19 protein-coding genes and 1 pseudogene are annotated in these 24023 nt (G+C 69.2%); 17 read left to right on the forward strand and 3 right to left on the reverse strand.

From position 1 onward, the window contains the following. The first annotated feature begins 100 nt into the window (after positions 1–100). The 7 genes and pseudogenes from ACFYO2_RS38245 to ACFYO2_RS38275 all read left to right on the forward strand — a co-directional run. Complete coding sequence (locus ACFYO2_RS38245) at positions 101–2854, forward strand: DegT/DnrJ/EryC1/StrS family aminotransferase (protein ID WP_388358911.1); 2754 nt, start codon at positions 101–103, stop codon at positions 2852–2854. Between the two features lie 104 nt (positions 2855–2958). After that, on the forward strand, positions 2959–3909 hold the full coding sequence (locus ACFYO2_RS38250) for an LCP family protein (RefSeq protein WP_388358913.1): 951 nt from the start codon (positions 2959–2961) through the stop codon (positions 3907–3909). Further along, on the forward strand, positions 3906–5063 hold the full coding sequence (locus tag ACFYO2_RS38255; protein WP_388358915.1) for a hypothetical protein: 1158 nt from the start codon (positions 3906–3908) through the stop codon (positions 5061–5063). Before ACFYO2_RS38250 ends, ACFYO2_RS38255 begins: the two co-directional genes overlap by 4 nt. A 2-nt stretch (positions 5064–5065) precedes the next feature. Further along, positions 5066–6541 carry a Wzz/FepE/Etk N-terminal domain-containing protein gene (locus ACFYO2_RS38260; RefSeq protein WP_388358918.1) on the forward strand — a complete coding sequence of 492 codons (1476 nt, stop codon included), beginning with the start codon at positions 5066–5068 and terminating at the stop codon, positions 6539–6541. After that, positions 6538–6714 carry a hypothetical protein gene (locus ACFYO2_RS38265; RefSeq protein WP_388358920.1) on the forward strand — a complete coding sequence of 59 codons (177 nt, stop codon included), beginning with the start codon at positions 6538–6540 and terminating at the stop codon, positions 6712–6714. The genes ACFYO2_RS38260 and ACFYO2_RS38265 overlap by 4 nt, the downstream gene beginning before the upstream one ends. Next, a complete protein-coding gene (locus ACFYO2_RS38270; RefSeq protein ID WP_388358922.1) occupies positions 6714–8129 on the forward strand; it encodes an O-antigen ligase family protein in 1416 nt (471 codons plus the stop codon). Before ACFYO2_RS38265 ends, ACFYO2_RS38270 begins: the two co-directional genes overlap by 1 nt. Positions 8130–8133: 4 nt before the next feature. Then, a pseudogene (locus tag ACFYO2_RS38275) lies at positions 8134–8511 on the forward strand (TylF/MycF/NovP-related O-methyltransferase); the annotation flags it as partial. 26 nt (positions 8512–8537) lie between these two features. Here the strand turns inward: ACFYO2_RS38275 and ACFYO2_RS38280 are convergent. Both ACFYO2_RS38280 and ACFYO2_RS38285 read right to left on the reverse strand, forming a co-directional pair. Then, positions 8538–10034 (reverse strand): oligosaccharide flippase family protein, encoded by a 1497-nt coding sequence (locus ACFYO2_RS38280; RefSeq protein WP_388358925.1) that lies wholly within the window; start codon positions 10032–10034, stop codon positions 8538–8540. Positions 10035–10041: 7 nt separating this feature from the next. Next, a complete protein-coding gene (locus ACFYO2_RS38285; RefSeq protein WP_388358927.1) occupies positions 10042–11046 on the reverse strand; it encodes a hypothetical protein in 1005 nt (334 codons plus the stop codon). 54 nt (positions 11047–11100) lie between these two features. Between ACFYO2_RS38285 and ACFYO2_RS38290 the strand changes: the two genes are divergently transcribed. The 6 genes from ACFYO2_RS38290 (at position 11101) to ACFYO2_RS38315 (ending at position 17614) form a co-directional block, all read left to right on the forward strand. Further along, positions 11101–11946 (forward strand): hypothetical protein, encoded by an 846-nt coding sequence (locus tag ACFYO2_RS38290; protein ID WP_388358930.1) that lies wholly within the window; start codon positions 11101–11103, stop codon positions 11944–11946. Positions 11947–12269: 323 nt separating this feature from the next. Further along, positions 12270–13349, forward strand: coding sequence for a right-handed parallel beta-helix repeat-containing protein (locus tag ACFYO2_RS38295; RefSeq protein WP_388358933.1), 1080 nt, complete (start codon positions 12270–12272; stop codon positions 13347–13349). Between the two features lie 387 nt (positions 13350–13736). Beyond that, complete coding sequence (locus tag ACFYO2_RS38300) at positions 13737–14801, forward strand: glycosyltransferase family 4 protein (protein WP_388358935.1); 1065 nt, start codon at positions 13737–13739, stop codon at positions 14799–14801. Next, positions 14798–15796 (forward strand): glycosyltransferase family 2 protein, encoded by a 999-nt coding sequence (locus tag ACFYO2_RS38305; protein WP_388358937.1) that lies wholly within the window; start codon positions 14798–14800, stop codon positions 15794–15796. Before ACFYO2_RS38300 ends, ACFYO2_RS38305 begins: the two co-directional genes overlap by 4 nt. A gap of 118 nt (positions 15797–15914) precedes the next feature. Continuing rightward, a complete protein-coding gene (locus ACFYO2_RS38310; protein ID WP_388358940.1) occupies positions 15915–16643 on the forward strand; it encodes a sugar transferase in 729 nt (242 codons plus the stop codon). Further along, a complete protein-coding gene (locus tag ACFYO2_RS38315) occupies positions 16643–17614 on the forward strand; it encodes an NAD-dependent epimerase/dehydratase family protein (RefSeq protein ID WP_388358942.1) in 972 nt (323 codons plus the stop codon). The genes ACFYO2_RS38310 and ACFYO2_RS38315 overlap by 1 nt, the downstream gene beginning before the upstream one ends. Before the next feature lie 15 nt (positions 17615–17629). Here the strand turns inward: ACFYO2_RS38315 and ACFYO2_RS38320 are convergent, their stop codons facing one another. Beyond that, the gene (locus tag ACFYO2_RS38320; protein WP_388358943.1) at positions 17630–18601 is read right to left on the reverse strand and encodes a methyltransferase domain-containing protein; all 972 of its coding nucleotides are present in this window, start codon (positions 18599–18601) and stop codon (positions 17630–17632) included. 180 nt (positions 18602–18781) lie between these two features. Here ACFYO2_RS38320 and ACFYO2_RS38325 point away from each other — a divergent pair, with 180 nt between their 5' ends. From ACFYO2_RS38325 to ACFYO2_RS38340, 4 genes are read left to right on the forward strand one after another with little or no spacing between them, the layout of a single operon-like run. Then, positions 18782–20104 (forward strand): glycosyltransferase family 4 protein, encoded by a 1323-nt coding sequence (locus tag ACFYO2_RS38325; RefSeq protein WP_388358946.1) that lies wholly within the window; start codon positions 18782–18784, stop codon positions 20102–20104. A gap of 34 nt (positions 20105–20138) precedes the next feature. Further along, positions 20139–21464: a UDP-glucose dehydrogenase family protein gene (locus tag ACFYO2_RS38330; RefSeq protein ID WP_388358949.1), complete on the forward strand. Its 1326-nt coding sequence runs from the start codon at positions 20139–20141 to the stop codon at positions 21462–21464. Positions 21465–21480: 16 nt separating this feature from the next. Next, complete coding sequence (locus tag ACFYO2_RS38335) at positions 21481–22218, forward strand: NAD-dependent epimerase/dehydratase family protein (protein ID WP_388358951.1); 738 nt, start codon at positions 21481–21483, stop codon at positions 22216–22218. Continuing rightward, positions 22215–24023, forward strand: a complete 1809-nt coding sequence (locus ACFYO2_RS38340; protein WP_388358953.1) for a glycoside hydrolase family 15 protein — start codon at positions 22215–22217, stop codon at positions 24021–24023. The genes ACFYO2_RS38335 and ACFYO2_RS38340 overlap by 4 nt, the downstream gene beginning before the upstream one ends.

A 24023-nucleotide genomic window follows, 5' to 3' on the forward strand; every position in this document is an offset into this window, starting at 1 on the left:
CGGCCTCCTGTGCAGTGTGTACGTATACGACGTAAATATACGTGATTGGTGCTCCGGTGGCACCGCCGTTCCCCCGGGAGCGGGGACTGGGAGGCACGAAATGACAGTTCACCATCTGCGGCCTCGGCATGTGCCGGCCGATCACGCCCGGTCCGGCTCCCACGGCATGCCCTTCGATGGTGCCGGCGCCACCGAGCACCCGGCCGAGCCGGACGTGCCCTTCGCCGAGACCTTGATCAGTCCGAGCGCCCGGCGGGCGGCACAACGGGTGCTCGCCTCCGGCTGGGTCACCACCGGCCGCGAGACCGAGCTGTTCGAGAAGGAGTTCGCGGAATACGTTTCAGCCGCCCATGCGGTCGCGGTGAGCTCGTGTACTGCGGCGCTGGAACTGGCGCTGCGCGCCCTGCGACTGCCGGCCGGCGCGACCGTCCTGGTGCCGTCCATAACCTTCTGCGGCGCGGCCCAGGCCGTCCTGCACGCCGGGCTGCGGCTGGCCTTGGTGGACGTGGATCCCCGCACCGGAATGCCCACCCCGGCCACCGTCGCCCGGGCGGCCAGGGTGTGCGGATGCCCGCAGGCAATGATCGTCCTGCACTACGCGGGCGCCCCGGCGCCGGTCGCCGAGCTGGCACAGGCCGCCCGGCTGCCCCTGACGCACATCGTCGAGGACGCCGCACACGCCCTGGGCGCGTCGGTGGGTGACCGGCCCGTGGGCAGCCTGTCGCGAGCGACCTGCTTCAGCTTCTACGCGACCAAGAACCTCCCCATCGGCGAGGGTGGCATGGTCACCACGAACGACGCCGAACTCGCCGAGCGGATCCGTCGTACGAGGCTGCACGGAATGTCCGCCGACGCCTGGCGACGCAACCTGCCGGGGGGCACCTGGCGGTACACCGTGGAAGAAGCGGGCATAAAAGCCAACATGACGGACGTACAGGCCGCCATCGGGCGGGCCCAGCTCCGGCACCTCGACGACTGGCAGCGGCGGCGCGACGCCCTGGCCGCGCGGTACACGGCGGCGCTGGCGACCGTCCCCGGACTCGAGCCGCTGGAGGCCGCCACCCCGGGTCGGCACGCCCGCCACCTCTACGTGGTGCGGGTTCTGGAGGAGTTCGGGACGGCCCGTGACGAACTGGTCGAGCGGCTCTCCGAGCGCGGCATCGGCACCTCCGTCCACTTCATCCCCCTGCACCACATGCCGTACTTCCGTGATAGGGCGATCACTCCGCCGAGCGGCCTGACGGGCGCCGACGCGCTCTTCCCGCAACTCCTGTCGCTGCCTTTGCATCCGGGCCTCACCGAGCGGGCCGTCGACAGAGTGTGCGAGGAGCTGGACCGGCTCGCCACCCCTTCGGCCACGGTCCCAGAGACGGAAACGCGACTGCCCACCGGACTGCGCACCCTGGTGATCGGCGCCGGCGAGGCCGGCCAGGCGCTCGCCCGCGATCTGGATCGAACTCCGCAGTTCGGGCTCGAACCAGTCGGCTTCCTGGACGACGACCCCGTCAAACGCCGGGCCGACGTCATCGGGAACCTGCCCATGCTGGGCGGACTGGACGAGACCGGGGCGGCCGTGCTGGCGCACCGGATCGAGACGGTGGTCGTGGCCATACCCGGCCTCGCCCCGGAACGCTTCCGCCGGGTGGCGCGAGCCGCCGAGGCCGCGGGGGTGAGCGTACGGTACCTGCCGTCGTTCATTGCCGCGCTCCAGCGCGACGTAGTGGGCAGCGACATGCGTTCGCTGGACGTGCACGAGCTGATCGGCCGCGCCGAGATGCACGTGGTGAGCCCCGAGGCCCGCTCGACGGTCGCGGGACGGAGGGTCCTGGTGACCGGTGCCGGCGGTTCGATCGGCAGTGAGCTGTGCCATCAGGTGCGGGCCTTCGGCCCGAGTCGGCTGTTCCTGCTCGACCACGACGAGTCGAATCTGCACCGACTGCAACTGGAGCTGTACGGCGACGCCCTGTGCGCCGACGACATCGTGATCTCGGACATCCGGGACCGGGCCCGTATCGACCAGATCTTCCGCGCCCTGCGTCCGGAGGTGGTCTTCCACGCGGCCGCCCACAAGCATCTGCCACTTCTCGAACTACATCCCTGCGAAGGCGTGAAGTCGAACGTGCGCGGAACCGAGAACCTGGTCCGTGCCGCGGCGGCGGCCGGAACCGCACGCTTCGTGCTGATCTCCACGGACAAGGCGGCCGACCCGGTGTCGGTGCTCGGGGCGACGAAGCGCATGTCCGAGCTCATCGTGCAGCGTGGCCAGGAGAACGCCCCGCCCGGAACAGTGTTCTCGGCCGTCCGTTTCGGCAATGTCCTCGGCAGCCGCGGTTCGCTCTTGTCGGTCCTGGCACAGCAGCTGGGCGCGGGATCCCCGGTGACCGTCACCCATCCCGACGTGACTCGGTTCTTCATGACCGTCGAGGAGGCGGTCGGCCTGGTCCTCGAGGCGGCACGCATGGCCCATGGCGGTGAGGTGTTCGTGCTGGACATGAACGACCCCGTGCGCATCGTGGACCTCGTGCACAAGTTCGCACGCGCCGTGCACGCACCGGATGTAAACATCCGCTTCACCGGGCTGCGGCCGGGCGAGAAGCTCAACGAGACACTGTTCTCCGCCCACGAGCGGCATTCGCGCACCGCCCACCCGCAGATCCTCGCTGCGACGCCCATGATCGGCGACGAGCCCTGGGCCGCGCTACCGAAACGGCTTCCCGACCTGTACGCCGCAGCGGAGCGCAACGACGCCGACGAGGTGCGGAGTGTGCTCGCCGAACTCCTCCCGGGCTTCCCCGCGACAGCGTCGAATCCATCGCACGTCGGCATGGCCGACCCGTATCCGGACGACTTCTGATGTCCGCGCGCCGTCAGTGGCCCCAGTGGGCAGCGAGGCAAGGCCTCGAGCCGGGCGCCCGACCGCGCCACCGGCTCCTGCGTCGAGCGCTGGCGATCACCCTGGTGACCGTGCTGGCCCTGCTGGGCCTCGGCATCGGCGGGGCCTGGTGGGCCACGAACCACTACGGCGACCAGGTCACCCGCATCCCCAATGCCTTCCCGGACGGCCCACGCCCATCCGAGCCCGAGTCGTCCGACGGCGGTACGACCTTCCTGCTGGCCGGGGTCGACAGCCGCTCCAAGCGACCGACCACGGGCAATGACGCCGCGGCACAGCTGTGGAAGTACGGGGCGCAGCGCAGCGACACGCTGATGCTGGTGCATCTGAGTGCCGACGAGGACACGGCGTACACGATGTCCATTCCCAGGGACAGCTGGGTGCCCATACCGGGGCATGGCTCCGCGAAGATCAACGCCGCGTTCTCCTGGGGCGGTCCGTCCCTCCTGGTCCAGACGGTCGAGCAGCTCACCGACACTCGAGTCGACCACTTCGGCATCATCGACTGGCACGGCTTCCGTTCCCTCACCGACGCCGTCGGCGGCGTTCCCGTCACCGTCCCGGCGAACACCTACGACCCGGAACAGAACCGGGCCTTCACGGCCGGCACCCACACCATGAACGGTGAGGAGGCACTGGCGTACGTCCGTCAGCGCCACGGACTGCCCGGCGGCGAACTCGACCGCATCAAGCACCAGCAGCAGTTCCTCAGCAGCCTCGTCGGCGAAGTGCGCGGCGGCGTCGACATCACCGATCCGTTCGGCACCGGCAGGATGCTCGACGCGATCACCCGCACCGTGAGCGTGGACGACCGGATGTCCAACGGCGATCTGCGCGACCTCGTGCTCGGGCTGCGGCATCTGCATGCTTCTGAAGCCCGCTTCGCCACCGCGCCGATCGTCCGGTCGGAGCTGATCCGTGGGCAGTACGCGCTGATCCTCGACCGGACGAAGCTGCGGGCAGAGTGCCGCGCCATCGAATCGGGGGCTCCGCAGACCCGAGGAGGAAGCTCATGACCACCGCACCCACGAAGGCACCGGCAGGAAAGCGAGTCCTCGTCATCTGCCAGCTCGACGCCTTCGCCAACGGCGTCAAGCCCGCCGAGATAGAGCGCTTCCTGCGGCAACGGGGCCATGACGCACACGTCGTCGACACCTATCATCTCAGCCGGTGGGCCCGGGCGCCGCGACCGTTCGACGGCAGGCTTCCGGCCCTCAGCCCGCGGAAGTTGGCCCTCTACGCGACCGAGGCGGCGTCCGCGGCGTTCACCCGGCGATGGGGCTTCGGGCGACGGCACCTGTCGTACTACCTGCTGGTCGCCGATCATCGGCTGCGGCGCGGCATCCTGAAGCGGTCGTTGCCGCTGGACGACTTCGACCTGGTGATCTGCGAGACCCCCTACGACGCCGGGGTGCTGGCCGACGCCGGTGCCGCCCGAACGCTGTACGACGCTCCCACGCCGTGGGCGGACGAGGTGTATTTCGACGGCAGGGTCAGCGAGCGGCAGCACAGGAAGCTGCGTCAGCTGGAGACGGCGATCTGCGAGAACGTCGACCACCTGGCTTTCCATTGGGATTCGTACGCGCGGTACGCCGTCGAGTGCTACGGGATCAGCGGACACAACCTGACGTCACTCAAATTCGGCTGCACTCCATCGAAGCAGCGCGCCGAGTTCGCCCTCCCACCGCGCGTCGTCTACTTTGGAAATGTGAGTGTCGGCTACAACGCCCCCGCTCTGCTCGCCCGCCTGTCCGCCCTGTACCCCCACATCGACGTGTACGGCGGCCCACCGCCCGACCCACGGCTTGGGCTCAACTACCTCGGTTACACGCCCTCACTCGACGTGCTGAGCAACTACCAACTGGGGCTGGTGACCTGCAGCCGAGATCAGCTGAGGCGGAACGGCTTTTCGGCGAAACACCTCAGCTACCTGTCGTACGGCCTCCCCGTGCTCGTCCCCTCGTGGCGGCGCCATCTTGACCTGCTGCGCGGGTCGGTGCCCTACACCGAGGAGACCTTCCGATCCGTCGTGGACTCCATGGGAGACGAGAGCCGGTGGCGGTCGGCCAGCGATGAGGCGTACGCGCAAGCGGAGCGCCTGCGTTGGGACGAGACTCTGCGTCCGCTGGAGCAGCTGCTCAGTCGTGAGCCCCATCTGTCGAAGGACTAGAAATGGATCTGAAAGCCTATGTCCGCCTGCTCCGCTTCCACTGGGTGGCGATCCTTGTCCTCACGCTCCTGGGCGGCGCCGCCGGTGCTGCCGTGGCCCAGACGCAGTCTCCGGTCTACGCGGCCAAGGCCGAGATGTTGGTGACCGTCTCGGCTCCGGAGCAGCCCTCGAGCGAGGCGTACCAGGCCGCGCTTCTCGCACAGCAGCGTGCCAAGTCCTACACGACGCTGCTGACGAGCCAGTCCGTGCTCAGGCAGCTCACCGATCAAATGCGGCTGTCGTATTCGGTCGAGCACATGAGAAGTCACATCGACGCGACCAATCCGAAAGACACCGCGGTCATCGACATCACGGTGAAGGACCGGTCGGCTCAGCAGGCGCGGCAGATCGCCAATGGCCTGGGACCGGCGTTCTCGAAGATCGTCTCTTCCGCCGAGGACCCCGTGCAGACGGGGGACGGGCAGCCCGTGGTTGACGTCAGCACGCTGGGACCCGCGCAGCTCATGGACGGCCCGGTGTCCCCGCACAAGAGCTTCGACATCGCCCTTGGCCTCGCGGCGGGCCTTGTCCTCGGACTCGTCTGGGCGGTCGTCCGCGAGGTCACGGACACGCGGATCCGTGACCTGCAGGATCTGGCGCAGGGCACGGACGTCGACGTCCTCGGCACTCTGCCCCGTGGCGGGCAGCGCCGTGACAAGCAATTCCGGTCCGGACTGCCCGGATCGTCGGCAGAAGTCCAGGCCTACCGGTGGCTGGCCCTGACAACCGAGACCGCCGGCCGTGGTCCCGGGCCCCGGGCCTATGTGGTGACATCGGCCGTCCGCGAGGACGGGACGACCACTGTCGCGGCGGGGCTTGCGATCGCTCTGGCCGAGAGCGGCACGCGGACGATCGTGGTCGACGCCCACCGTTCCCGGGCACCCCTGTCGGACCTCATGGGCCTGTCGTCGCCGTGGGGCCTCACAGACGTCTTGAACGGCCGGGTCTCCGTCGACGAGGCGCTTCGGACCTGGCGCGATGACGTGCCCCTCCACGTACTCGCCGGGAGCGGTACGGATCCGGATTCCGGCGCGGCACCGCTGCGGCAGGCGGATGTCGCCGAGCTGTGCAAGCAGCTCGTGCGGCGGGCCGATGTCGTGATCTTCGTCGCACCTCCTGTGCTGGCCGAGAGCGATGCGACGATCGTGGCCCGCGCTGTGGGTCGGGCCATCCCCGTGGCCGAGGCCAGGGCCACCCGCCTGCCGGACTTCGCCCAATCGATCCTGCGCCTTCGCTCGCTCGGCGTCACGGTCCTGGGCGCCGTACTCAGCGGAGAGCGCGGCCGGCGCAGCAGGCCGTACGTGCCGGTTGTCTCGCCTCCCGCCCGCGTGGACGGGCACTACGGCCGCCGGGAAAACCAGGGCCGGTCCCACACGGCGGCGTGGTCCCCGGGAAAGGGCGCCGTGCCTCGGCTCGAGCCGGAAGGGGAACCCCGGTGAAGAAGCGCATCCTCGTCATCGGCCAGTTGGACGGTTTCGCGAACAGCGTGAGGCCGCGACAGATCCAGCGCTTCCTGACGGACGGCGGGCACGAGACGGAAATCCTCGAAGGGGCGGACCATTTGGCCTCTCCACTCCGCCTCCCGGAATCCCTGCTGGAGGGCACATCGTGATGACCACCTACGCGCCTGTTCGGCAGAAAACCGGGGCAGGGCCCAGGCCACGCCCACGCATCCTGCTGATGCTGGTCCTGATCGCGGCCGCGATGCCGGTGCGCATCGCCAGTTCCGTGCCGGGGGTCAAGTCGGTCTCGGTCCTGGACGTTCTGCTGGGTGTCGTCGCGGTGACCCTTTTCGTCGACAGTGCCCTCAAGCCGCTGGACATCGGCTATCGGAAGCTTTTCGTCCTGTTGTGCATCCCGGCGTTCATCTGCGGAATGTCGATGCTGTGGACGCAGGACCCGGACGCGACGCTCCGTGCCACGATCGTCTATGTGGAAGGCATCGTCGCCTACCTCTTCGTCGTGCGAGAGCTGAGTGGAGTTCCGCCCGGTCGGGTCATGACCTACATCAAGCGCTACAGCTATCTGCTCATCGTTCCCGCCGTGCTGCTTCTGCTGCACGTTCCCGGCTTCGGTCCCGAGGAGGCCGGGCTCTCCCTCGATTCCGATCGGTATCTTTCGTACTACACCAGGCTCTCTCACCCCGCCCTGGGGCCGTCCAACAACCTCGCGACTGTGCTGGCTTTCTTCGTCCCCCTCCTGCTGTACTGGGGCCATGTGCGGCACGATCGACGGTTCACCCTGGCCGGATGTGTCGCGCTCGTCGCGGTCGTCTGTACCTTTTCACGCGGGGTTGGTCTCGGACTTCTGACGGCAGCGGTGCTCGCGGGCCTGGGGAGCCTCGTCAGAAGGCGGCGCTTCGGAAGTCGGATATCCGGAAAGATCGTCGCTGCCGTCGCGTCAGTCGTCACGGCCGTGGTGCTGCTGTATCAGCTGAATCCGGACACCCAGGAATTCTCCGGAAGCCGGTTCAGCCTGACCAACGTCTTCATACGCTCACAATTCGCGGTCGAGGCGATCGAAAAGATCGCTGCGCGGCCGTTCCTCGGTTACGGCGGGGGAACGGCGCCTGATGAGGTCTGGGAGCTGGCGCGTGTCCACAACACGTATCTCCAGCAGATGGTGTACTTCGGTGTCCTGCTGGGAGTTTGCGTCTCGTTCGCACTGATCGGGACGGCCGTCTTCTTCTTCTCCCGGTGGCGCACCAGTCGGGTGGCCCGGGTCGTCGGCTTCACGCTCATCGCCCAACTCTTCGTCTTCGCGGTCGAGTCGAGTTTCGAGGGCACGGTCCTTCGCGTGCTGTTCTACCTCTCCATCGGTCTTGCCACCGCGGTGGTCCGCGCATCCGAGAGGTGCCAGGGGCAGACGCCCCAGCCCGAGCCGGTCGGACACCCGATCCGTGGCGCGGCACCCTGCCTCGCAGGTGGTTTCACCGGCGCACACCCGGCCGCGCCGCCCTCCGGTGGAAGGACCCGCGACACGAGGGCTCACCGGCGCGCCCGTCATCCCGGCGCGCATAACGTCTGACGTCATGTCATGGAAAAGAAGTGCCAACGCGGGGCTGCGGCGCCTCACGGGCTTCGAGGTCCGGCGGGTATCCCGGTCCGGCGCGCCCGACTACCCCGCCGACTACGACGAAGAGGCGAAAGCCGTGATCACGGCCGTCCGGCTGTACTCCATGACGCCTCCCGAGCGGGTCAACGCGCTCATTCTGGCGACCCGGTACGTCGTGCGTCACCGCATCCCGGGCGCGGTGGTGGAGTGCGGGGTCTGGCGGGGCGGCAGCATGCACGCCGTGGCACGCACTCTCCTCTCGCTCGGCGCCGCCGACCGCGATCTGTATCTGTTCGACACCTTCGAGGGCATGCCGCCGCCCACCGACCACGACCGCAGTCACGACGGGGAGCCGGACGCCCTTTCCGGGGCCCCGGTCGCTCACTCTCCGCGCTGCCCCGGGCTGCGCGAGAGCGCGGCACGTACCGAGCCCGCGACGAATCCGTACGTCTGCCGCACCAGCCGCCGGTCCGCCACCGTCATGCCGGCCGCGAAGAGCACCGCCGAACATCCGCCGCCCGCGATGCCCGACCACAGGGTGCCACCGCCCCGTGCGGCCACCGCCCAGCCCAGTGCGGACGAGCCGGCCCCGACGAGGACGGGGGCGAACAGCGGGCGGAACAGCCTGACCGGGAGCCTGCGGGTGGCCGCCCGGCCGAGCACCAGGGCCTCGACGACCGCGGCCGCGCACCAGCCCAGGCCCACGGCCCCCACACCGAGCGGGGCGAGCATCGGCAGGGTGACGGCGAACCAGGTCGCGGCCTGCAGGAGGCTCGCCCGCAGTACGGCCTGCGCGTCGCCGACCGCGTAGAGGTAGCCCTGGGTGGCCACCGAGACCGCCCCGCCCACGGCCAGCCCCAGACACGCCCCGGGAACGACCGCGGCGGCGTCCCGCCACTGGGTCCCGAAGAGCCCGGGCACCAGCCCCGGCGCGGAACCGGCGAGCGTGGTCAGGACGAAGCCCATGCCCACCGAGGTGATCTCGAGGGCCTGTTGGACCAGGCGCGCCATATGTGCCTTGTCGTCGGCGAGCCGGGACATCGTGGGGAACGAGACCCGCCACAGGGACTGCAGAACCAGGTACGGCACCTCCATCAGCCGTTTGGCGAGGGCCCACAGACCGAGCTGTGTGACCCCGCCGAGGGCGGCCACGCACACGTTGAGCGTCTGGTCGCGCAGCAGCCAGGTCGCGTTGACCGCCTGGAACCGCAGACCGAATCCGACGAGCGGCTTGATGAGCCGGAACGCCGGCAGCGGCCGCACCAGCCCGGAGGGACAGACGAACGCCATCACCAAGGCCCCGGTCAGGGCCCGGACCACGGTCGCGGTGGCGAGTCCCCACACCCCGAATCCGGCTGCCACGGTGCCGATGGCCCATCCCTGGAAGCACAGCACCTGGGACATCTCCACGGCCACGAGCCGCCGGTAGAGCAGGGCGCGCTCCAGGAGGATGCGGCCCGGGAACTGCAGGGCGACGAAGGGCATGGAGGCGACCATGACGGCGGTCACCCAGCCGACCCGGCCGAGCGGGACCGCCACCGCGGCGGCGGCCGCCGCCATGGCCAGCGTCACGCCCAGTTGCAGCGCGCTCAGGGCGCCGAGTTCCTCGGTGCTCGGGGGTTCCTTGCGCCGGATGAGCCCGGCGCCGAGGCCGCCGTCGGAGACGAGTCCGGCGAACAGCACGAAGGACATGCCGATGGCGACGACGCCGAAGTCGTGAGGGTTCAGCAGCCGGGCCACGACCACGTTCCCGGCGAACCCCAGCAGGAGGATCACCAGACCGCGGGTGCTGACGACGAAGACGCCCGCTTTGGCCCGCCGTTTCAGCTCGCTGCTCGAGAGGGCCTCGTCCTCACGGTGTGGCTGCCCGGCACCCATGCCGGCTTCAGTGGGCGGCTTGCCGTGAACGCCAACGGGCCAGCCGCGTCCTGATGCCGAACCGGCCGAGCTGGCGGCGGCCGTGGTCGTGGACGAAGGTCACCGCGTCGGCCCGGCGTCGGTCGAGAGCGGCGGCCGGCCCCTCTCGCAGCCGGAGCGGCAGGGTCAGCGGGTCCAGCCGGAGGGCGACGTCGGGGGCCAGCAGCAGCCGGGTCATGAGCGTGGAGTAGAGCGTGTCCCGGGTCGCTTTGAGCCACGGTTTGGCCAGCACGTGATGAAGCAGGAACGGCTCGGTTCCGTCGCCGTAACGGCAGGTCAGGCGCTGCCGGTCGGTCAGTGTCAGCCCTGGGAACGGCGGATGGGGGGCCAGCCGGTGGTCCAGGATGAGCAGTTCGCCGGGCTCGAACCGGGCGGCGAGCACGGCGTTGAGCACGTCCTGGTCGGCGAAGTAGAACGGGTCGTCCAGCGTGGCCTTGCCGTATCTGCTGTGCGCGACGCCGATGGTCTGCTGGCCCTTCGTCCACGGCGGCAGCAGCCGGTCGGTCAGGGTGTGCGGATAGGCGAGGAGGCCCGCGTTCAGGTAGGGCTGGCGGCGCAGGAGGCCGAGGCCGAGGGTGGTCTCCCACTCGGGGTGGAAGCGGCCGCTGTTGGGCAGGCAGTCGACGAACGCCACGATCCGGCCCCGCCGCGCCGCCTCGGTGACCTCCGTCAGCGGGCGGGTGACAATGATGTCCGCGTCGATGAGGACCGCCACCTCCGCCGGGAGCCGCTGGGGGCCGTACGGGGCGAGGAACACGGCAGGCGCGTCGGGTGACGGCGGCTCCACGAGGGTGACGTGGCCGGTGAGCAGGTCCCGCTGTTCGGGTGACAGGCCGATGTCCACGACGATCAGAGGCTCGTCGTGGCCCGTCAGCCGCAGGGAGTTGAGCAGCGCCACCAGACCCGGGAAGAACCGCTGGTCGGCGACCGTGTAGAACGCGGTGCCCGGCAGCGGCGGGGGGGAATCGTCCATGATCCGATCCTAAGGTCATATGCGCGTACTGTCCTGTATGCCTAGGATTGCACCGTGTCCATCGAACGGGTCGCCGTGTTCCGCTTTCATCGCGACCCCCTGGTCAGCCGCGCCCGCGTCGAGCTCCTCCGCCGGCTCAACCCCGGTGTCCCCGTGCACGGCATCTTCGGCGGCGCGGGCGGCACGCGCGGCGCCGCTTTCCACGTGGCCGGCAGGCGCGTGCTCGGGCTCGACACCCTGTACACCTCCCGTCGCAGCGGTCACTGGAACTGGAAGAACGGTGACCTGGTCCTGCTGGACTGGTACCGCGAGGCCGGACACCGGCTGAGCTTCGACGTCCTCCATCTCGTCGAGTGGGACCTGCTGCTGACGGAGCCTCTCGACCGGCTCTACGCCGCCGTGCCGCCCCACGCCGTCGGCCTGACCGCCCTGACACCCCTGAGCGTCATCGGCGAGGACTGGCGCTGGCTCGCCGGGCGGGACGAGGCGCGGGAATGGCATGAACTCCTGGCCTACGCCCGCACCGGCTTCGGCTACGACGGGACCCCGTACGGCTGCCTGGGCATCGGACCCTGTTTTCCGCGGGCGTTCCTTCACGACTACGCCGCCGCCAACCCGCCGGACCTCGGCAACGACGAACTCCGCTACCCGCTGTTCGCGCAGCTTCTGGGCCATCCGGTGGCCGACACCGGATTCCGGCATGCCTGGCACTCCCCGGACGACGACCAGTACTTCAACGCCGGGGGGGCGGGTATCGCCCCGGACACCGTCGCCGCCGAACTGGCGAGGCCGGACGGCCGCCGCGCCTTCCACCCGGCCCGCGCGCTCATGCGCGGACTGCGGCCCCCGGTACCGGGCCCGTCGGATACCGCGCAGTGGCCGGGGAAGGGCCGTAGTTGACGGGTGCGGGGCCCGTTCCCTGACCGTTCACGAGAAACGGTCGTGCGGGCGGCGCGGACATATCAACTCGCCGCGCTGCTGATCAACAAGGGGAAACGGGAATCACTCCGGTTGCTGCTGTGGCCGACGCCACACGGCGTGCCAACGGGCAGTCTCAGTACGGTAATTCAACCGGTTGTCAGCTTTGTTGCCCTGGTCCGAGAGTTCCGGCATTGGGGTTATCAACATATGCTCCGAGGCCCGGTGGATTGCTCCGGCGTCGGGCATTGACACCGCAGACTCGACACGTAGACTCCACTCGTCTTTTGCTCAGGAGGTTTCCGGTGGCCGTATTTCCCGGGTCCAGCTCGCTGTCCCGCAGATCGCTGCTGGGATTGATGTCCCTCCCGCTTCTGGCCGCGAAGAAGCCTCCTTGTCACTCCAAGGGGTGCACCGTGGATACGGGAGTTGTGCTTGTCGAAGACTATTCGACTCCACAGCTGGCGGCGAACGCTGCTCTCAACAAGCGACTGGTGTTTCCATCCGCTCGGACGTACATCGTCAATGATCTTCTGATCCCGGCCGGCTGCTATGTCGAGGGCAACGGCTCGATCCTCAAGACCGCGAATTCTTCCACTACGGGTGGCAGCGATGACGGCACCCTTCGCGTGGGCGGCAATGGCGTCACTATTGACGGCCTGAAGTTCGACGGCAACATCCAGAACCAGGGCGATGTCTGGAATCAGCACCGTCACCAGGTCAGAGTGCAGGGAAATTACAGCAACATCCTTGTCAAGAACTGCGACTTCTACGACATCATCGGTGACGGTGTGTACATCAACGTCGGATCCGGTGGGAACAACGGACACACCATTGAAGTCCATGACTGCACGTTCACCGCGGCCAACGATAATCGCAACGGTGTCAGCGTCACCTCGGGCACGAACGTGCACGTGCACCACAACACGTTCAAGAACATGGCCCGACCTGATATGCCGGGCGCGATCGATGTTGAGCCGAACTCCATTTCGGACATCGTCGCCGACATCCTGATCGAGTACAATACGATCACGCGTGCAGCCCTTTCCGGCACCGGTGGCCGATATGGAATTCTGGCGGCCATGAACAGCTGTGTCGGCGCGAACATCGTGTTCAGAAACAACAATATCAGCGGTGCCGGACTCAGTGCTGCGTGCCTGGTTGTCGGCGACAACAGCGGGACGCTCAACGCCAGTGCGGTCACCATTACGACGAACGACATTCACGATGCCGGTGGCGCGGGAGTCGAGCTGAATTACGGGATCAAAACCAATATCACCAACAATCAGTTCACGAACCTGACTCCAGCGATCCTGAACTACTTCTCCTTCCTCGGAGACACCTCGGGCAACACATACACCAACGTCGCTACGCAGATTTCTTAGCCTCGACTCGTCAGCGGCTGTGATTGCCGCCGATGAGCAGGCATGCCTCGCCGGTCGTGCGAGGTCCACCGTGTTCCAGGGTCGTGCCGAGCTGCCGGGCGATGGGCGATCCCGCCCCGTCAGGCACCACGGAGAGCTGACGGTCCCACCCGACCCGGACACTCGCATCCTGGCCGGTCAACGGCACCTTTCTGCTATCGGGGCATCAGGCCGCCCGCCTCCCGGATGGGAGCCGAACCGCTCCCGGCGCCATGGCGTGAGCGCGTCACGCGAGCCATCGGGCTCACCTGGCCGGCCCGGGCAGTTGTCTGCCGCCCAGTGATGTGCCTAGGATGTATGTATACATCGTAAACGTACGGTCCCGACGCACCCTGGGGGTGAGGACCCGTGGATCATCACTCGGACTTCTGCGCGGTCACCCCCTACGGCCGGGGCGCCGGAAGCTCGCGGGTCCGCGTCTTCGAGTGGCTCGACCGCATCGGCCACGACGTCGCCGTCGGCAGTTATCTCTCGCTGCCCGACGCTGCTCCCTCCCGTCTCGCGCGCCATCCGGTGTCCTTGGCCCGGGCGGAACTGCAACTGGCGGCCATCGCACGCGCCGGGCCCCGGCGGCTCCTGCTGCATCGGGAGGCCTCTCCCCTCAGTCGCGGCTGGTGGGAACGGCGGTTGCTGACGGGCGCTGAGTTCGGCGTGTACGACTTCGACGACGCACTCCAGTGGGACCTGGGCGAGGGTGGACTCGCACGCAGGCTCGCCCCCAAGGCGGGCAAGGCGCGGGTGGCCGTGCGTCACGCGGACCGAGTCATCGCGGGCAACGCAGTCCTGGCGGACTGGGCCTCCCAGCATCAGCGTGACGTCGTGGTGATCCCCAGTTGTGTGGCGCTGGAGGACTACACGCCCAAGACCTCGTATGCCCTGCACGACCCGCCCAGGCTCGGCTGGATCGGCTCCCGGCACAACGAGGCATGTCTGCTGCTGATCTCCGGAGCGCTCACTGAGGTGCACCGGAGGACCGGTGCGCGGGTGACGCTCGTCGGCAGCACGACACCCTCCCTCGGCGGCCTGGAGTCCCTCATCGACCGGATCGCCTGGAGCCCCGAAAGCCAGCGTGCGGCGCTGTGCGGCATGGACCTGGGACTGATGCCGCTGCAGCTGGACGCCTACAGCCTGGGCAAGTGCGGGTACAAGCTGCTCCAGTACGCGGCCGCCGGTCTGCCGGCCGTGGCCACCCCCCTCGGCGTCAACGCCGAGCTGCTGTCCGGGTTCGGCATGCCCGCGGCGCGGACCCAGGACGACTGGACCTCCGCGATTCTGGCTCTGATCGGCTCTTCCGCGGCCATCCGGGAACGCCTCGGTCGCTCCGCCCGGGAGATCGCCGGCCGGAGCTACTCGTACGACGCGTGGCTGCCCCGGTGGGCGGCGGCCCTGGAACTCGGCCAGGTGCACCGATGACGGCGGCAGTACGGCCCGTGCCGACGGCCGACATCGTGATCGTCAACTGGAACACCGGCCGGTATCTGGGGGAGTGCCTGCGTTCGATCGTCGGGGCCGATCGGTCGCAGTTGCGGGTGGCGCGGATCGTCGTCGTCGACAACGCCTCCACCGACGACTCCCTGCGGGGGCTGGCCGCGGGCGACATCCCCCTCGACGTGATCAGCAACGCGCGCAACCGCGGCTTCGCCGCCGCCTGCAACCAGGGTGCGGCCCTGGGGAGCAGCGACTTCCTGCTTTTCCTCAACCCGGACACACGGCTGTGTCCCGACGCCTTGAAGGTCGTCGGCCGGCTGCTGCGGACGCCGGACTCGGACGGCTTCGGGATCTTCGGGGCGCTCATGGTGGACGAACACGGCCACCCGCAGATCTCTTGCTCGAGATTCCCCAGCGTGCGCGTTTACGTCGGAAAGATGACGGGGCTCGACCGACTGATGCCCGCGCTCTTCCCGCCGCACCATCTCGGGCCGCACGAGCTGACGAGGTCGGGCGCCGTGGACCAGGTCATCGGAGCGTTCTTCCTGGTTCGGCGAGCGCTGTTCACCGGCCTGAACGGTTTCGACGAGGGCTACTTCCTCTATCACGAGGAGGTCGACTTCGCGTTGCGGGCACACCGCGCCGGCTGGCCCTCGTATCACGTGAGGCGGGCCCGGGTTCACCATGCCGAAAACGTGAGCTCCTCCCAGCTCGGGGCATGGCGCCATTATCTGTTGCTGTGCAGCCGCACCCGTTACGTGTTCCGGCACTGGACGAGGCCCCAGGCGTGGCTGCTCATGGCACTGACCTTTTCGTTGGAGCCGGCCGCACGGATGGCGGCTGCGGCCTTCCGGGGGCAGTGGGCGGAGCTGAGGTCCACGTGGGCCGTCTACCGGCAATTTCTGCGTTGGTTCCGCAACAACCGGGAGGCCGCCCCCACGGGCGATTTCCCGGCGGTTGTCCGAACAAGTGCGGACTGAACTCCCGCTTGACCCTGTGCGACGAAGAGCGCATAGTCGATTTATGTCGTACATATACGTTGTAAACATACGGCTCTCGCAGCCGCCGGTCGAACAAGGAATCGAGGCGCGGCATCCCATGCGTACCATTGACGGCATTCCCCGAGAGGCTGTGCCCTCCGTGAGGTGTGTGCGGCTCTCGCCGACGCGCCGGATCCTGGACGTCGTCGTCGCTTCCACCCTGCTCGTCGTTCTCGCACCCTTGCTGATCCTGCTGGCGGTGCTGGTCAGGATCACGAGCGGCGGCCCGGTGCTGTTCCGACAGCAGCGGATGGGAGAAGGCGGGCGTACGTTCGCCCTCTACAAGTTCCGCACCATGCGGAACGGCAGCACGGGCCCCGGGGTCACGGGGTACTCGGACCTGAGGGTGACGGGCACAGGACGGATGTTGCGTCAGCTTCATCTGGACGAACTGCCGCAGTTGTGGAACGTGCTGCGCGGCGACATGACCCTCGTCGGACCCAGGCCCGAGATCCCAGACCTCGCCTGCCGTTACCCGCCGCAACTCCAGTGGGTGTTCCGGCACCGTCCGGGGCTCACGGGCCCGTGTCAGCTCCGGTCGCGTGCGGACGCCGCGCAGATCGAGGGCCGGTGCGACCCGGAGGAGTACTACCTGACCGTGCTTGTCCCTCAACGGGTCGCGCTGGACGCGGAGTTCCTCCGCCACGCCACGACGCCGAACGTCCTGCGTCTCGCCGGCCGGACCGTCCTGTATGTGCTGTCCGCCGGGTGGGAGGGGTGCGGGCACGGCGAAGCCGCCCGCCGGCGAAAAGGTGCGTCGCACGGCGACCGAGGGGAGTGGACCTGATGCGTGCAGTCGTGACCGGCGCGGCCGGCTTCATCGGCTCACACCTGTGTGAGCATCTGCTGTCCTGCGGCGACGAGGTCGTGGGTGTCGACGCCCTGACGGACTTCTACGAGCCCGCGCGCAAGCGGCGCAACCTCGCGCGGCTGCGGGGCAGGGACCGCTTCACCTTCCACCGGGGCGATCTGCTGGATCTCCGCCTGGAACCGCTGTTCGCGAGCGCGGACACCGTCTACCACCTTGCCGGTCAGCCCGGCGTACGCGGTTCCTGGGGTGCGGAGTTCGCCGTCTACCTCGAACGGAACGTCCTGGTCACCCAGCGCGTGCTCGAGGCGGCGCGGGACACCCGCCTCGACCGGTTGGTCTACGCGTCCAGCTCGTCGGTCTACGGGGATGCCGAGGCCTATCCCACCCAGGAGACGATCTGCCCTCGGCCTGTCTCCCCGTACGGCGTCACCAAACTCGCGGCGGAGCATCTGTGCGAGACCTATCGCACTGCCTTCGGCGTCCCCGCGGTTTCGCTGCGACTGTTCAGTGTCTACGGTCCCCGACAGCGACCCGACATGGCGTTCTCGCGGCTGGTCGCGGCCGCCTGCACACGCCGGCCCTTCCCGCTGTATGGCGACGGCGGACAGAGCCGTGACTTCACCTACGTCGGGGACGTGGTGAGGGCCATGCGCTCGTCCGCGCTCTCCTCGTGGACGGGTGTCGCCAACATCGGCGGAGGATCCGAGGTGACGATGAACCAGGCGATCGCGCTGCTGGAGCAGTTGGCCGCTCCGGTGCAGGTGGTGACAGGACCCGCGCGGCCGGGTGACGCCCGGCGCACCGCTGCCGACATCGCCGTGGCGCGCGACGCCTTCGGCTACCGGCCGGTCACGGACATCCGTACCGGACTCGCCGCGATGGTCCGGGCGGAGCGGGTGCCCCACCGGGCCCGGTCCGGTGAGCAACCGCTCGCTGGACGGCGGTGAGGCGCCGGTCCGTCGTCAGACGGACCTCTGCGCCCCGCGGTAGTACCGGACGATCTCCTGGGCCGTCATCTCCCGGTCGCTCTTGCGGCCCATGAAGTAGAGGGCCGACGCGTTGTCCGCCGCGTACGTCGCCGGGATGAGGCGATCGAAGGCGCGCAGCCAGCACATCAGGCCCCGCACGGCGCGGCCCGCGAGAGCGGAGCGGGTCAGGCCCCGCACCAAGTGGTCGGTGCTCCACAGCAGCTGGGTGCCGGGACCCGCGACAGGGCCGGCGGCGAGTTCCTCGAACCGCCGGAAGAGGTATCGGTGACCGCTCGCCGTGTAGCGCGTGAAGTCGTACGCGCCGGCGTGCACCTGCTGCAGGAACGGGGTCTCCGCGTAGACGAGTCCGCCGTCCTTCAGGACCCGGTGGATCTCGGCGACGACCAGGGCCGGATCGAGTACGTGCTCCAGCACGGCCTGCACCAGCACCGCGTCGACGCTCGCCGCGGGCAGCGGAATCTGGTGGGCATCCGCGATGAACTGAGTCACCGGGCTGCCCACAATGTCGAATCCGATCACCTCCACGCGCGGATCGCGATAGACGGCGCCCACGCCGTTGCCGACCGTGGCCCCTCCGACGACGAGAAGCCTCGGCGCGAGGCCGGGCAGACTCCGCAGCAGCAGATCGATGTTCCGGGCGGCGACGCGGTTGGGCGGCTTCCAGATGCGGCCCAGTGCCCTGGGAAGCCGGTTGGCGCGCCCACCGGGGTTCGGCCGGGTGAGGGCCGCACGGTCGGCTTCCACCATGAGGGCCTCGCGGTTGAGGATGCTGCGCTCGAAGTCGACGAGGACCGGCCACTTTCCGCTCACCGGGAAGCCGGCTGACGCGTGGTACGGGCAGCCGGCCGACGTGCAGTGGAATCCGCCGTCCGCCTCCGCCAGCGGAGATCGGCAACGCGGACACGCCAGCAGATGCCTGATCCGGTGGAGTTCGACCAGGGCCATACGCGCTCCTCCGTACCCCGGAGCCCTCTTCGGGCCAGTATCGACGCTCCGTCCTGCGACGGCATCCGGAGTGGTAAGTGCGTTCCGGTGCAGGCGTCTACCCGGCTTGACCTGGCTGCGTGCCGGAGAGAACATGTACGTATACATCGTAAATATACGGATTCGGAAGATGGTGGAGCGATGTCGAACCGCGCTCTCGCACCTGCGGCCGGCCGGCCGGACAGCACCGCGCCCGGCTGGCCCGCCCCGCCGCCGCGGGTGTGCCTGGCCGACCGGCTGCCGTCGCAGCCGGCCCTGCCACAAATCAAGGTGCTCCATGTGATCACCCGCTTGCAGGGGGGCGCCGGTGGCAACACCCTGCTGTCGGCCGCGGGCATGGATCCCGGTCAGTACGAGGTGTGGATCGTGGGCGGGCCGGGCGGCGAGCTCTGGGACAGGGCGCGCGCAGCGGGCGTGCGAACCGTGGAACTCCCCGAGTTCCGCCACGTCCTGACCCCCAAGGACGTCCTCGTGCTGTGGCGGCTGGTACGCCTGATCCGTCGTGAGCGCTTCACGATCGTGCACACCCACTCGGCAAAGGGCGGCTTCCTCGGGCGCCTCGCCGCGTGGCTGTGCCGTACCCCCGTCGTGGTGCACACCTTCCACGGCCTCAGCTTCCACGACCGCATGCCTCGGGCCCGACACCTGATGTACCGCCTCCTGGAACGGGCGACGAGGCGTTGTGCTCACCGCTTCCTCGCTGTCGCGCCGCTCGTGGCGCGACAGGTCGTCGAGGAGCATCTCGCTCTGCCCGGCAGCGTCCTGGTCGTGCCGTCGGCGGTGGAGCTGGAACGCGTCCCAGGAGAGTCCGATCCGGCCGCACCGCACACCCTCGGCGCGCCGCCCGGAGTGGCCCTCATAGGAACCGTCGGACGGATCGACGCCCAGAAGGCCCCCCTGGACTTCGTCCGCATGGCCGCCACCGTCCACGCGAGGTATCCGGACACGGTCTTCGTCATGATCGGCGACGGCCCCCTGGAAGAGGATGTCCGGCGACTCGCCGCGGAACTGGGCGTCGAGGTGACGCTCACAGGTCATCGCCCGGACGCCGCCGAGCTGGTGGCCGCCCTGGACATCTTCGTGATCACATCCCTGTACGAGGGACTGGGCCGCGCGCTCACCGAGGCGCTGGCTGCCGCTCGCCCGGTGGTCGCCACCGCCGTCAACGGAGTTCCCGATCTGGTGGAGCACGGCGCCACGGGTCTGCTCGCGGAACCGGACGACCCGGAGGGTCTCGCCCTGGCCGTCGGCTGGCTGCTCGACCATCCCGGGGAAGCCGCCGCGATGGGCCGGCAGGGACGAGAGCGGGTGCTCTCTGCCTTCGCCCCCGAGGTCATGTGCGCCTCCCTCGACGCCTGTTACCGAAGTCTGCTGGGTCTGCCGGGAACGTGGTCGGCCCAGCCCGTCACCCCCGACGAGCACCGCACGACGTCTGCTGATCCGGCGCGGGCGTACACGGCCTGAGGTACACGCCATCCCCACGGCATCGGAGATCAACATGCGCTTGACAGTCATCGGCACCGGATACGTCGGAGCGGTCCACGCCGCCTGCATGGCGGACATCGGGCACGAGGTCCTCGGCGTCGACACCGACGCGGAGCGGATCGCCGCGCTCACCAGCGGGAGGCCCCCCTTCTGCGAGCCGGGCCTCTCCGAGATGCTCATGAAGGGGGTGGACACCGGGAGGCTGCGCTTCACCACCTCACTGACCGAGGCCGCCCGGTTCGGCGACACGCACTTCATCTGCGTCGGCACTCCGCAGCACCCCGACTCGGGCGCGGCCGATGTGAGCCACGTCGACGCCGCCGTAGACGGCCTGGCGCCGTATCTGCACGACAGCGGGTACGCGCGGGTCCTGGTGGTCGGCAAGTCCACGGTGCCGGTGGGTACGGCGGACCGGCTGGCCGCAAGGCTGCACGCGGCCGCTCCGGGCGCCGAGGTGGCCTGGAACCCGGAGTTCCTGCGAGAGGGCTGCGCCGTCCAGGACACCCTGCGGCCGGAACGGATCGTGGCGGGGATGCACTCGGAGCAGGCCGAGGCGCGGCTGAGGAAGATCTACGCGCCGCTGTTGGACGCCGGCACGCCGTTCATCGGCACCGACCCGGCCACCGCCGAACTGGTCAAGCTGGCGTCGAACTCCTTCCTCGCCACCAAGATCTCCTTCATCAACGCCATGGCCGAGATCTGCGACGCCACGGGCGCCGACGTACTCACGCTGGCCGAGGCGATGGGCCGGGACTCCCGGATCGGCCCTCGCTTCCTGGCTCCCGGCCTCGGCTTCGGCGGCAGCTGCCTGCCCAAGGACATCCGGGCCTTCACCGCCCGCGCCGAGGAACTCGGCCGGGGCGATTCGGTGGCCTTCCTCCGCCACGTCGACGAGATCAACGCCCGGCAGCGCAGCCGCACCGTCGACCTCGCCCAGCAGCTCGTCGGCGGGAGCTTCGCCGACCGCAGCGTCGCGGTCCTCGGGGCCGCCTTCAAACCGGGCTGCGACGACATACGGGACTCGCCGGCGCTCGCGGTCGCGGACGCGGTCAGGCGCCGGGGAGCCCAGGTCCGCGTCCACGACCCCGAGGCGGTCGACAACGCCCGGGCCGCATATCCCGCGCTCCAGTTCGTTCTGGACGTGGCCAAGGCGTGCGAGCAGGCCGATGTCGTCCTGCACCTCACCGAGTGGCCGCAGTACCGGGAACTCGACGCCGCCGCGCTCGCCGCGGTGGTGCGCACCCCGGTCATCGTCGACGCGCGCAACACCCTCGACCCTGCGGCCTGGCGCTCGGCGGGATGGACGCTGCGCGCGCTGGGCCGTCCGCGGCTCGGCTGACCGGCAGGAGGAGTCAATGCGTGTCGTGGTGTCGGGCGGAAGCGGCTTCATCGAGCGGACTGTGCGGAAGCTCGCCGAACCGGGGCTGCCGACCACCGGATCGGACAGCGGGCTGCGCTGCCTCGCGCTGCCCGTCGACGAACCGGTCCGCCGGCGCCCCGTCATCTTCCGTGCGCACCAAGGCCTCGGCCGGCACCCGCGGGTGCCCCCGGAAGACGGACTGCCCCACACCGTCGACTGGTTCCTGTCGCAGCCGGACACGCTGGTACGACCGCGGGAGCAATCCGCTGTGGGGCGGCCACCGTGGAAGCACTCGTACTGGGCCGCGGAGCGGGCACTTCGCTCCGCCCGATCACCCGACTTCATGACCGCGACCGGCATCCTGGTCACCGGGGGAGCCGGGTTCATCGGCTCCCGCCACGTCCGCGCGCTGCTGGGCCGGGACGGCCCGCCCCGCGTGGCGGTCACCGGGCTCGACACGACGGACATCCCGGCCCCGCGCACCGCCTTCGGGCGGACCAAGTTCGCCGGGGAACGGGCCGTCCTGCGAATGATCGGGCGGGAGGCGGTCCAGGACGTCCTCCACGTCGTCGACGACCAGTACGGGAAGCCCTGGACCGGCGATGTCGCCCACCGGCTGGTCCTGCTGGGGAAGTTGGCGCCAGGTAGCGCGCCGCACGAGGGGCATGTCCACCCAGGACCGTCGTATCCTGGAAGAGCGGCAATGTGCACGACGGCGTGGTTCCGATCATGAATGTACACATCGAGGATTACGCCCTCATCAGCGACCTGGAAACCGCCGCCATGGTTGGCAGGAACGGGTCCATCGACTGGTTGTGTCTGCCCCGCTTCGATTCGCCGGCCTGTCTGGCCGCTCTGTTGGGCACACAGGACAACGGATTCTGGCGGGTCTCTCCCGTCGGCCGCGGTCCCTGTACGCGCCGCGCGTACCGCCCGGACACGCTGGTCCTGGAATCGGAGTGGGAGACCGCGACCGGGACGGTGCGGGTCACCGATTTCATGCCGCCTCGTACTCAGGTGCCGTGCATCGTCCGTGTGGTCGAAGGCCTGTCCGGTTCGGTGTCCATGCGCAGCGAACTGCGGCTGCGTTTCCACCACGGCCGCGTCGTGCCGTGGATTCGGGGCATCGACAACTGCACGGTCGCGGTCGCCGGGCCCGACGCCGTCTGGCTGAACGTCGACTGCCCGGTGCCTGAGCCCGCCGGTGGCGACTCCACGGTCCTCGACTTCACCGTCTCGGCCGGCCGACGGCTGGCTCTGACGCTGGTGTGGTCGCCCTCTCATCTGCCGGAGCTGCCCGCGCCGTTGTGCGTCCCGGCGGAGACGGTTCTGAAGGAGACCTGCGACTTCTGGCGACGCTGGACCAGCAAGTGCCGCTATCACGGGCCGTGGCGGGATGCCGTGGTGCGTTCCCTGATCACTCTCAAGGCCCTCACCTTCGCGCCCACCGGCGGCATAGTCGCGGCGCCGACCACTTCGCTCCCCGGATGCATCGGAGGCGAACGCAACTGGGACTACCGGTTCTGCTGGTTGCGCGATTCGACCCTGACCCTCTCCTGCCTACTGCGCAGCGGCTACCGGGACGAGGCGACGGCATGGCTGGACTGGCTGGTGCGGGCCATCGCGGGTGAGCCCGCCGACCTGCAGAACGTGTACGGCGTCGGTGGGCAGCGGCTGCTGCACGAGACCGAGGCACCGTGGCTGCCCGGCTACGAGGGATCGCGACCGGTCCGGTTCGGGAACGCCGCAGTGCGTCAGCTCCAGCTGGATGTGTACGGCGAAGTCCTGGACACGCTCCATCTGTCGCTGCGGGCGGGGATCCCCATGCCGGCACACGTGTGGAGTCTGGTGGAGGCGTTGATGGGCCACCTCCAGGAGCACTGGCGTGAGCCGGATCAAGGGCTGTGGCAAGTCCGCGGACAGGGGCGGCAATTCGTCCATTCCAAGGTCATGGCGTGGGTGGCCGCCGACCGCGCCCTGCGTATGGGGAAGCTGCTCGGCAGGAACGGACCGTCCGGCCAGTGGCGGGCCATGCGCGACGAGGTGCATCAGCAGGTCTGCCGAGAGGGGTGGGACATTCAGCGGCGATCCTTCGTACAGTCCTACGGCTCGAAGGCACTTGACGCATCGGCTCTGCTGATTCCCAGGCTCGGCTTCCTGCCCGCCCGGGACAAGAGGGTGCTGGGTACCCTCCGCGCGATGCGGGAGCTGGACCACGGCGGTTTCGTGCGGCGGTACGCGCCCAACGGCCGCGGCGTGCACAGCGTGGACGGCATGCACGGGCCCGAGGGCGCGTATGTGGCGTGCTCTTTGTGGTACGCCGACGCCCTGGCCGCGACCGGCCACGCGGAACAGGCCCGGGAGGCCTTCGAAAGAGTCCTCGCCGTCCGAAACGATGTCGGCCTGCTCGCGGAGCAGTGGGATCCGGACGCGGGCCGTCAACTCGGCAACGCGCCACAGGCGTTCAGCCATGTCGCCCTGGTGGAGACGGCGTTCGCCCTGTCGGCAGGACCATCGCCGAGTCCGCGTACTCCGTAA

The sequence above is a fragment of the Streptomyces sp. NPDC006602 genome, assembly GCF_042870385.1.
In the GTDB taxonomy this organism is placed as follows: domain Bacteria; phylum Actinomycetota; class Actinomycetes; order Streptomycetales; family Streptomycetaceae; genus Streptomyces.